The sequence below is a fragment of the Staphylococcus sp. 231237_7MaSpsaltlick genome (assembly GCF_043107035.1).
This window is the reverse complement of the sequence record NZ_JBICNX010000027.1, coordinates 34787-44880: the sequence shown is the minus strand read 5'-3', so window position 1 is coordinate 44880 and position 10094 is coordinate 34787. Positions and strand designations below refer to the sequence as shown.

Sequence of the window (10094 nt, the reverse complement as noted above, 5' to 3'; positions counted from 1 at the left end):
ATTCATAGGCGCATAATCTCTCCTTAGTTTATTTGGTAGGACATTTAAATTATAGAGATTTTTGCGCTTTTTTGGTATCAAAAAACAGGACTGATATAAAAATCAGTCCTGTTTAGTATAGAGCTATATAAATGGCTATAAGGTTGTATTGTCTATCTCTATGACAAACACCCTTTTTATTTTGAAAATAAGGAAATTGAAAGGAACATATAGTTTTTACTTTTAAGGGGAATAAAACGTGACAGAGCAAAGATTAAATGAAATACAATTAACACGCGTTAAAAAGGATGAATTCGAAGCTTTCAAAAAACAATCTTCATTGTCATTTTTGGATAGCCTTAAAGAAACTTTCCTTGAACAAGAACATCCAGAAAATTTTGCACCAGTTCCATCAGAACAAGATTATAATAAATCTTTTTATTCAGATAATCCCCATATTTATTATTTTTATTTAAATGGTGAAAATATTGGTGGTGCTATCTTTGAAATTGATAAAGAAAATAAAAGAAACCATGTCGATACATTATATATTAATGACAATGCTCATGGACAAGGGATTGGGGCTAAAGTTTGGAAAGCGATTGAAAATCATTTTCCAGAAACTAAAGTTTGGGAATTACATACACCTTATTTTGAAAAGCGTAATATCCATTTCTACATAAATAAATGCAATTTTCATATTACAGGATTTTATAAAGAAATGTTTGATGTGAATGGAGTTGAAAAAGAATTTGAGTTCTTTAAATTTGAAAAAGTTATGATCTGAATTGTTTAGATTTTGCAATTGTGTGTTATCAAATCTAAGGTTGATAGCAAATGAATCATTTTAGTAACAATGGTGACTGTATTTGTTTGAAGCTGAACGATAGCTCTCTATTCTGATAGGTATTTTTTATCTATAGACATTCTATAACTTTGTTGCTGTGTTACTTTAGTTATATGGTTGTTATTCTACTATATTATTATCCTTAGAATAATTTATTTATCTGAGTTGAATAGCTCTCAATATACCTGCTTTTAACATAAAACGATTTAAAATATTACTAGAATAGCGCGTTTATAAAGTAACTAAAGTGGGAAAAAATATGAAAGTGAATTTATTAATCTAGCTTATTAAAGGAGTCATGAATTATGGTTATTGGTATAATCATACTTTTGTTTGTTTCATTTTTCTTTTCGGGAAGTGAAACCGCATTAACTGCTGCAAACAGGATGAAAATACAAACAGATGCTCAAGAGGGAAATAAAAAAGCGGGAAAATTATCAAAATTATTAACAAAACCGAGTGAATTTATCACAGCAATACTGATTGGAAATAATATTGCGAATATTATTTTACCTACATTAGTTACAATATTAGCAGTAGATATGGGTTTAAATGTTGGTATTGCAACGGCAGTAACAACAGTAGTAATCATCGTTATTTCAGAAGTTATTCCTAAGTCAATTGCAGCTACATATCCAGATAGAATTTCACGTTTAGTGTATACACCTATATCGTTTTTCGTCTTAATATTTAAACCAATCACTAAAATTCTTAATGGTATCACAGATGCAATTAACCGATTTTTATCTAGAGGACAGGAAGAGCAACAACGTTATTCAAAAGAAGAGATTAGACAGATGGTTACTATTGCAGGTAGCGAAGGGGCTTTTAATGAAATGGAACGTAATCGTATTCAAGGGGTTATGGATTTCGAACAGTTAAAAATCACTGATATTGATACTACGCCTCGCATAAATGTTACTGCCTTTTCTTCAGATATTTCATATAAAGAAGCTTATGAGACTGTGGTTTCTAATCCATATACACGTTATCCTGTGTATGGTAAAGATATCGATCAAATTATAGGTATCTTTCACTCAAAATATTTATTAGCTTGGAGCCGTGAACCTGAGAATGATATTTTAAAATATACTTCCGAGCCTTTATTTGTAAATGAGCATAATCGTGCTGAATGGGTGTTGAGAAAAATGACAGTTTCACGTAAACATCTAGCTATTGTTCTAGATGAATATGGTGGTACGGAAGCTATTGTTTCTCATGAAGACCTTATTGAAGAAATGTTAGGCATGGAAATAGAAGATGAGATGGATGAAGAAGAAAATGAAAAATTAGAAGAACAAATGAAAGCGTTCAATAAAAATAATATATGATTATTAGCGCAATTTAATGGTGTTATTTTGTTAAAAAGGCAAAGGGGCAGATAAAATGGAATTATCGTCTAGAGTTACTAAATTATTAAATATTAAATATCCAATTATACAAGCTGGCATGGCAGGATTGACCACGCCTGAATTAGTCGCGACAGTGAGTAATAGTGGTGGATTAGGAACGATTGGCGCAGGATATTTTAGTGCAGAGCGACTGGAAAAAGAAATAACTTATGTTCAACAATTAACTGATTTACCATATTCAGTGAATTTGTTTGTGCCTAGTGATAAGTTATTTATTCCTGAAAAAGTAGAGCACATGAATGCTTGGTTAAAACCATATCGCAGAGCATTAAATATAGATGAACCTATTGTTAATATAAGTGAGAAACAGCAGTTTGAGGATACGATTGATATGGTAATTGAAAAGGGTGTGCCTGTAGTTTCGTTTACATTCGGCATCCCTAATCAATCAATACTTACTAGATTAAAAGAAAGAAATATTAAAGTCATAGGTACGGCTACCAGTGTGGAGGAAGCAATTGCTAATGAAAGTGCCGGCATGGATGCCATCATAGCCCAAGGTAGTGAAGCAGGAGGACATAGAGGTGCGTTTACAGAAACATCTAGCAATCTTACGCCACTCATAGGCACGATGTCACTCGTACCTCAAATTGTTGATCAAGTGAATATACCTGTCGTTGCAGCAGGTGGTATTATGGATGGCAGAGGTATGGTCGCTAGTATGATTTTAGGCGCTGAAGGCATACAAATGGGTACGGCATTTTTAACATCCGAGGAAAGTGGTGCAAGCCATCTTTATAAAAATGCAATACAACATAGTAAGGAAACGGATACTGTAGTTACAAATGTCTTTACCGGAAAACCTGCGAGAGGTATAGACAATGAATTTATTCATAAGATGAATGAGTACAATGAAGATATCCCAGACTATCCTATACAAAACCAATTGACTAGCGCAATTCGCAAAGAAGCGGCTCGAGAAGGTAATGCGCAGTGGACACATTTATGGAGTGGTCAAAGTCCTAGATTGGCACAATGTTCATCGGCATCAACATTGATGGAACGTCTTGTACAACAAGCAAATCAATTATTGAATCAGTAAGTATCTATAAATATAATGGGAAAATTACTTATTAACTAATACTTTAGTTTAAAATATTTTTTGAAAAATAGTAATTATAAGAAATGAGAAGTAGTATTGAAATCAACTTTAATTTTTTGATTTCAATACTACTTCTTATTTTTTGAAATTTATCGTCCTCTATAAATAGCATGTCTTTATTTATTTAAACACTTCGAATAAGAGATGGAGCATCAACGGTTATTTTTTAAGTTATAGTAAATTGAATTTAATCAAGTGAATCCACTAAAACATATATGGTATCATTAACTTGGTGATACTATGATAAATATAGGTTTAACGGGTTGGGGTGACCATGATTCGTTATATGAAGACTTGCAGCGTAAGACAGATAAATTAGTTACATATGCAAGTCATTTTCCAATCGTAGAATTGGATGCAACGTATTATGCAATTCAGCCTGAGAGGAATATTAGAAAATGGATTAAAGAAACACCTGAAAGGTTTAAATTTATAGTTAAAATACATCAAGCATTAACTTTACATGCAGATTATCATGACTTTGCAGAGACAAGGCAAATCTTAGTAGATCAATTTAAAACAATGTTGCAACCATTAAAAGATGAAAATAAACTCGCAATGGTATTGGTACAATTTCCTCCCTGGTTTGATTGTACTGTTCAAAATATAAAGTATATTCGTTATATTCGAGCACAATTAGAAGCCTTTCCTGTATGTGTAGAATTTAGACATCAGTCTTGGTTTAATAAGTCTTTTAAAGAAGAAACTTTGGCGTTTTTAACACAGCAAAATATTATTCACGCAGTTTGTGATGAACCTCAAGTTGGTCAAGGTTCTGTGCCGATGGTTAATCGCATTACGAATGAAACAGCATTTGTACGGTATCATGGGAGAAATGTACATGGGTGGACTAAAAAAGATATGACGGATGAAGCATGGAGAGAAGTAAGGTATTTGTATGATTATAGTGAACAAGAATTAAAAACATTAATTGATAAAGTGAAAGTACTAGAACATAAAGCTAAAAATATTTACGTCGTTTTTAATAATAATTCTGGTGGACATGCGGCCCAAAATGCTAAAACTTATCAACGGTTATTGGGCATAGACTATCAGGGGTTGGCACCACAACAATTAAAATTATTTTAGGAGCGATTGGATGTTAACAATAATAGTATTGATTTTAATTGGTAGTTTATCAGCAATTTTAGGTTCATTAGTTGGTATTGGTGGCGGGATAATAATCGTACCTACACTCGTTTATTTGGGTGTTGATCATGATTTGCTTGAAGGTATAACGCCTCAAATCGCTATAGGTACTTCATCAGTTATATTAATAGTAACTGGACTATCATCGACGTTGGGGTATTTGAAAACTAAACAAGTTGATGTGAAAAATGGTTCGACATTTTTATTTGGTTTGCTACCTGGGGCGCTCATTGGTTCTGTAATAAGTCGTTACTTAACATTAACATCTTTTAACCTGTATTTTGGTTTATTTTTAATTTTAGTAGCAAGTTTGCTTGTAATACGAAAGAAAATAAAACCATTAAAAATATTTGCTAAAGCAAAATATGAACGGAGCTATATTGATGGTTATGGTAAGCAATATTTTTATCATGTGCCACCTTTGATTTCGTTTATCGCAACATTATTTATTGGCATATTAACAGGGTTATTAGGCATAGGTGGTGGCGCTTTGATGACGCCATTAATGTTAATTGTATTTAGATTTCCACCACATGTGGCTGTCGGTACAAGCATGATGATGATATTCTTTTCTAGTGTTATGAGTTCAATAGGCCATATTGCACAAGGACATGTGGCCTGGTTATATGCAATTGTCCTAGTGTTTGCAAGTTATTTTGGTGCAAAGATTGGCGTGAAAATTAATCGCTCGGTAAAATCAGAGACCGTTGTAATATTATTGCGTACAGTAATGTTAATTATGGGTATATATTTAATAATTAAATCATTTTTATAAAACAAAGGAGGGGAACTACAGATGAAATTAACAATTTATCATACAAATGACATACATAGTCACTTACATGAATATGCACGAATTACAGAGTATTTGATTCAAGAGAGACCAAAGTTACAGCATCATTCACTTTATTTAGATATTGGCGACCATGTAGATCTTTCGGCACCCGTCACAGAAGCAACCATGGGTATCAAAAATGTCGAATTATTAAATGCGGCGCATTGTGATATCGCTACGATTGGAAATAATGAAGGTATGACAATCTCTCATGATGCATTAAACACTTTATATGACAATGCTACATTCGATGTCACTTGTGCGAATGTCTTTGACGAACAAGGGCGTTTACCACGTAATATGTCATCATCATTCATAAAAGTTATAGACGGGGTACGCATACTATTTATTGCGGCTACCGCTCCATTCACTCCTTTTTATCGAGCTTTAGATTGGATTGTTACAAATCCTTTAGCAGCAATTAAAGATGAAATAAAAGCTAATGAAGGTGCCTATGATTTACTTGTGATTATGAGCCATGTTGGTGTATTCTTTGACGAAAAATTATGTCAAGAAATCCCAGAAATTGATTTGATTTTAGGTAGTCATACACACCACTATTTTGAAAATGGTGAAATTAACAATGGTGTATTAATGGCTGCAGCAGGAAAATACGGGCATTTTTTAGGGGAAGTCACTCTAGAAATTGAAAATAATAGCATAATTAAAAAAGAAGCAACACTTCATCCAGTCGATGGATTGCCAGAAGTTGAGACTCATTTTGATGAAGAAGGAAAAATGTTGTTAAATGATTCAGTGATTGATCAACCAATTTCATTGCCTAGAAGAACAGATACCATTACTCAAACGGCTCATATTTTAGCAGAAAGTATTTTTGAATTTACAAATGCGGATTGTACAATTATTAACGCAGGACTTATCGTAAATGGCATAGATGCAGAGCGTTTAACCGAGTATGATATACATCAAATGTTACCTCATCCAATAAACGCAGTTCGCATTAGATTAAGTGGTCTAGAGTTAAAAAATATAATAATCAAAAGTCAAAAACAAGAATATCTTAATGAACACGCCCAAGGTTTAGGCTTTAGAGGTAATATTTTTGGCGGTTATATATTATATAATTTAGGATTTATTGAGTCTGAGTCACGTTACTTTATCAATGGTGAATTAATACATGATGATGAGACATACATTTTAGGAACGATAGATATGTATACGTTTGGACGTTATTTTCCTACTTTAAAAGATCAGCCCACAGATTACTTAATGCCGGAGTTTTTAAGAGATATCTTCAAAGAAAAATTATTGGAATATTAAAATATGACTTTATACGTTTTAATTTACCTGAATTTTCGTTATAATGATTAAAGATTTCAAATCAGGAGGATTGTGCGGTTATGGCTACTAAAAATGAAGAGATTTTACGTAAACCAGATTGGTTGAAAATAAAGCTAAATACTAACGAAAACTACACTGGTCTTAAGAAAATGATGCGCGAAAAGAATTTACATACAGTTTGCGAAGAGGCAAAGTGTCCAAATATACATGAATGTTGGGGAGAACGTCGTACAGCTACGTTTATGATTTTAGGTGCAGTATGTACACGTGCTTGCCGCTTCTGTGCAGTTAAAACAGGACTTCCAAATGAATTAGATTTAGATGAACCAGAGCGCGTGGCAGAATCTGTTGAATTAATGAATTTAAAGCACGTTGTTATTACTGCAGTGGCTCGTGATGACTTAAGAGATGCAGGATCAAATGTATACGCTGAAACTGTACGTAAAGTACGTGAGCGTAATCCTTTCACATCAATAGAAATCTTGCCTTCAGATATGGGCGGAGACTATGATGCATTAGAAACTTTAATGGCGTCAAAACCAGACATTTTAAACCATAACATCGAAACAGTCCGCCGTTTGACACCAAGAGTTCGTGCTAGAGCAACTTATGATCGTACGTTAGAGTTCTTAAGACGTTCTAAAGAATTACAACCTGATATCCCAACAAAATCAAGTCTTATGGTTGGATTAGGCGAAACACACGAGGAAATCTATGAAACAATGGACGACCTACGTGCTAATGATGTTGATATTTTAACAATTGGTCAATATTTGCAACCTTCACGTAAACATTTAAAAGTTGAAAAATATTATACACCATTAGAATTTGGTAAATTAAGAAAAGTTGCAATGGACAAAGGATTTAAACATTGCCAAGCAGGACCACTTGTGAGAAGCTCATACCATGCCGACGAGCAAGTAAACGAAGCGGCTAAAGAAAAACATCGTATTGGTGAAGAACAACTTGGTACAGAAATAGGTAAGCATTTAAATAAATAAGTTAATTAAAGACTTAGTTCATTTGTTTCAGTTGCGCTTATGCGTAATATTAATGAGCTAAGTCTTTCTTAGAAATCAAATATAATTATATACAAATCAAAAAACTATTAATTAACGAATTAACTAGTGATTAATAGTATTTGATGCGTTTAGATTAGGTGAATAACATGATAAAGTTAAATGGACAATATTTTGAAGTTTTAGAAGATTATAGAGAATGTTTTGATGAAGAAACATTTGTAAATCGCTATTCAGATATATTGGATAAATATGATTTTATTGTTGGAGATTTTGGTTATGACCAACTAAGATTAAAAGGGTTTTATAAAGATTCTAATAAGAAAGCAGAATTAAGTAAACGTTTTTCAACAATTCAAGATTATTTATTGGAATATTGTAATTTTGGTTGCCCGTACTTTATATTAAGACGTATTCCAGAAACAGAAATGAAAAATTATATAGAGACAAATGACATTAATGAAGCGGATTTAGAAGAAGATAAGTTACATGATGTTAAAATCAAGCCTAGTATTCAAGATACTGAAAAATAATAATTTTTGTTAAGTGGTATCGTAATTAATATTTACAATTTACTTGAGTATTGGATGAAATTGTAAAGTATATAAAGTGTGTGTTGAAAATAAATTTAGTATATAAACAGAATAGTCACTATTAAAAAAGCAACTCCATTCCAAAAATGAATGAAGTTGCTTTTTTGATTTACATTATACATGCGTATATTTACAGAGAATGGAATTAGAAGAGATAAATACGAGCGCTTTAACTTAAATAATTATTCTCGATATTAGCTAAGTATATAAAAGTAGTGTTTAATTATTGAATAACTTCATTAAGATATTCGGAAATTTCATTGCCTTCATCTTCACTAACACCTAATATATGAGCAATATAACCTTCTTCTTCTAAATCATCGGTACCAATTATACCGAATTGATTTGTTTGCATATTTAATACAATCGTTTTACCGAAATGACGATTTGTTTGGACTAACATTAAGTCGTAGCGACTATGTTCACCTACAAAACCAACAAATTGCACCTGAGCTGATTCATCATCATCATAAAGATACATATCAATCACTTTCAAACACTCCTTACTTCTTCTATTTTACAATTCTAGTTTTTTAGATATTTAATTTAGTTAAAAAGTCTTAATTTACAGTATAACCATAAATGAATTTGACTGCAAAGGTATGGTATGATGACATTGATAGGGGTGAAAAGATGTATTTCGTGAATAAAGATCAATTAAATACAAAATTAAATTACTTGCAACAACTTATTCAAGATTATCCGCAAAACAAAGATAATATTTATGCGTTCGAACGCATAGCTCAAATGTTTATTGAATCAGCAGTAGACATTGGCAACATGATTATTGATGGTTTTATCTTAAGAGACCCAGGAAATTATAAAGACGTAATAGATATTTTAGCTTTAGAAAAAGTAATTTCAAAAGATACTCAAAATCAAATTAATAAAACTGTTGATGTTAGAAAGCAATTTGTTCATTACTATGATGAACTTGATACCGCTGAATTAGTACCACTTTTTGATGAATCGGTGTCTTATTATCAAACATATGTAGATGAAGTTATACAATTTTTAAAGAGTGAAGATGTGCCTGTAACTGCATTTGGCAAAAAAGGAGAATAAGTAATATGAAAAATTATCAAGCTTACCTAATTGATTTAGATGGTACTTTATATAAAGGCGATGAACATATAGATGGTGCATCTCAATTTATATCATATTTAAATCAACACAAAATTCCGCATTTATACGTAACTAATAATTCGACTAAAGACCCGGAAGAAGTAGCTACAAAGCTAAATAAAATGGGCTTAGTTGCACGAGCTGATGAAGTTGTTACATCTGCGTTAGCTACTGCAGAATATATTGCTGAAGAATCCCCAGGAGCAAGTGTCTATATGTTAGGTGGTAGTGGGTTGAAACATGCGTTAACAGACAAAGGGTTAGTAGTTAAAGAAGATGAATTTGTAGATTATGTAGTTATTGGTTTAGATGAAGCCGTTACTTATGAAAAACTATCAACAGCTACTTTAGGAGTGCGTAATGGCGCGAAGTTTATTTCAACGAATCAAGATGTATCGATACCGAAAGAACGTGGCTTTTTACCTGGAAACGGCGCTATTACAAGCGTAGTGACAGTGTCAACTGGCGTTCAACCTATATTCATTGGTAAACCTGAACCAATTATTATGAGAAAAGCACTAGAAATTTTAGGTTTAGAGCGCTCAGAAGTTGCCATGGTTGGAGATTTATATGATACAGATATTATGTCAGGGATCAATGTGAACATTGATACAATTCATGTACAAACAGGTGTGACAACCAAAGAAGAACTTGAACTTAAACCAGTACCTCCGACATACACATTTAAAGATTTAAATGATGTTATCAAAGAACTTCAAAGTTAGGAGTGA

The 10094-nt window shown here is 32.3% G+C and carries 11 protein-coding genes; 10 read left to right on the top strand and 1 reads right to left on the bottom strand.

Features of this window, described 5'->3' with window-relative positions:
- Positions 1 to 238: 238 nt before the first annotated feature.
- The 8 genes from ACF91D_RS26230 (at position 239) to ACF91D_RS26195 (ending at position 8178) form a co-directional block, all read left to right on the top strand.
- Positions 239 to 766, top strand: coding sequence for a GNAT family N-acetyltransferase (locus tag ACF91D_RS26230; RefSeq protein WP_327621025.1), 528 nt, complete (start codon positions 239 to 241; stop codon positions 764 to 766).
- A gap of 365 nt (positions 767 to 1131) precedes the next feature.
- Complete coding sequence (locus ACF91D_RS26225; protein WP_039067857.1) at positions 1132 to 2157, top strand: hemolysin family protein; 1026 nt, start codon at positions 1132 to 1134, stop codon at positions 2155 to 2157.
- Positions 2158 to 2212: 55 nt separating this feature from the next.
- Positions 2213 to 3280: an NAD(P)H-dependent flavin oxidoreductase gene (locus tag ACF91D_RS26220; protein ID WP_327621024.1), complete on the top strand. Its 1068-nt coding sequence runs from the start codon at positions 2213 to 2215 to the stop codon at positions 3278 to 3280.
- A 300-nt stretch (positions 3281 to 3580) separates the two neighbouring features.
- On the top strand, positions 3581 to 4429 hold the full coding sequence (locus ACF91D_RS26215; RefSeq protein WP_069792476.1) for a DUF72 domain-containing protein: 849 nt from the start codon (positions 3581 to 3583) through the stop codon (positions 4427 to 4429).
- Between the two features lie 10 nt (positions 4430 to 4439).
- Entirely contained in the window at positions 4440 to 5264 is an 825-nt protein-coding gene (locus ACF91D_RS26210; RefSeq protein ID WP_069792475.1) for a sulfite exporter TauE/SafE family protein, read from the top strand.
- 21 nt (positions 5265 to 5285) lie between these two features.
- Positions 5286 to 6605 carry a bifunctional metallophosphatase/5'-nucleotidase gene (locus tag ACF91D_RS26205; RefSeq protein ID WP_039067852.1) on the top strand — a complete coding sequence of 440 codons (1320 nt, stop codon included), beginning with the start codon at positions 5286 to 5288 and terminating at the stop codon, positions 6603 to 6605.
- Positions 6606 to 6685: 80 nt separating this feature from the next.
- Positions 6686 to 7627, top strand: a complete 942-nt coding sequence (lipA, locus tag ACF91D_RS26200; protein ID WP_017722371.1) for a lipoyl synthase — start codon at positions 6686 to 6688, stop codon at positions 7625 to 7627.
- A 167-nt stretch (positions 7628 to 7794) separates the two neighbouring features.
- The gene (locus tag ACF91D_RS26195; protein WP_069792474.1) at positions 7795 to 8178 is read left to right on the top strand and encodes a YutD family protein; all 384 of its coding nucleotides are present in this window, start codon (positions 7795 to 7797) and stop codon (positions 8176 to 8178) included.
- Positions 8179 to 8461: 283 nt separating this feature from the next.
- On the opposite strand, the gene ACF91D_RS26190 is transcribed toward ACF91D_RS26195, so the two are convergent.
- Complete coding sequence (locus ACF91D_RS26190; protein WP_039067849.1) at positions 8462 to 8728, bottom strand: DUF3055 domain-containing protein; 267 nt, start codon at positions 8726 to 8728, stop codon at positions 8462 to 8464.
- 143 nt (positions 8729 to 8871) lie between these two features.
- Between ACF91D_RS26190 and ACF91D_RS26185 the strand changes: the two genes are divergently transcribed.
- The gene (locus ACF91D_RS26185) at positions 8872 to 9303 is read left to right on the top strand and encodes a DUF86 domain-containing protein (RefSeq protein WP_069792473.1); all 432 of its coding nucleotides are present in this window, start codon (positions 8872 to 8874) and stop codon (positions 9301 to 9303) included.
- Positions 9304 to 9308: 5 nt separating this feature from the next.
- Positions 9309 to 10088: a TIGR01457 family HAD-type hydrolase gene (locus ACF91D_RS26180; protein ID WP_069792472.1), complete on the top strand. Its 780-nt coding sequence runs from the start codon at positions 9309 to 9311 to the stop codon at positions 10086 to 10088.
- Positions 10089 to 10094 lie beyond the last annotated feature (6 nt).

What these genes read in the sequence shown, in the direction of transcription:
- ACF91D_RS26185 (WP_069792473.1), top strand. Translation starts at nt 8,872, where the DNA reads ATGTATTTCGTGAATAAAGATCAATTAAATACAAAATTAAATTACTTG.
- ACF91D_RS26195 (WP_069792474.1), top strand. Translation starts at nt 7,795, where the DNA reads ATGATAAAGTTAAATGGACAATATTTTGAAGTTTTAGAAGATTATAGA.
- ACF91D_RS26225 (WP_039067857.1), top strand. Translation starts at nt 1,132, where the DNA reads ATGGTTATTGGTATAATCATACTTTTGTTTGTTTCATTTTTCTTTTCG.
- ACF91D_RS26215 (WP_069792476.1), top strand. Translation starts at nt 3,581, where the DNA reads ATGATAAATATAGGTTTAACGGGTTGGGGTGACCATGATTCGTTATAT.
- ACF91D_RS26210 (WP_069792475.1), top strand. Translation starts at nt 4,440, where the DNA reads ATGTTAACAATAATAGTATTGATTTTAATTGGTAGTTTATCAGCAATT.
- ACF91D_RS26180 (WP_069792472.1), top strand. Translation starts at nt 9,309, where the DNA reads ATGAAAAATTATCAAGCTTACCTAATTGATTTAGATGGTACTTTATAT.
- lipA (WP_017722371.1), top strand. Translation starts at nt 6,686, where the DNA reads ATGGCTACTAAAAATGAAGAGATTTTACGTAAACCAGATTGGTTGAAA.
- ACF91D_RS26205 (WP_039067852.1), top strand. Translation starts at nt 5,286, where the DNA reads ATGAAATTAACAATTTATCATACAAATGACATACATAGTCACTTACAT.
- ACF91D_RS26220 (WP_327621024.1), top strand. Translation starts at nt 2,213, where the DNA reads ATGGAATTATCGTCTAGAGTTACTAAATTATTAAATATTAAATATCCA.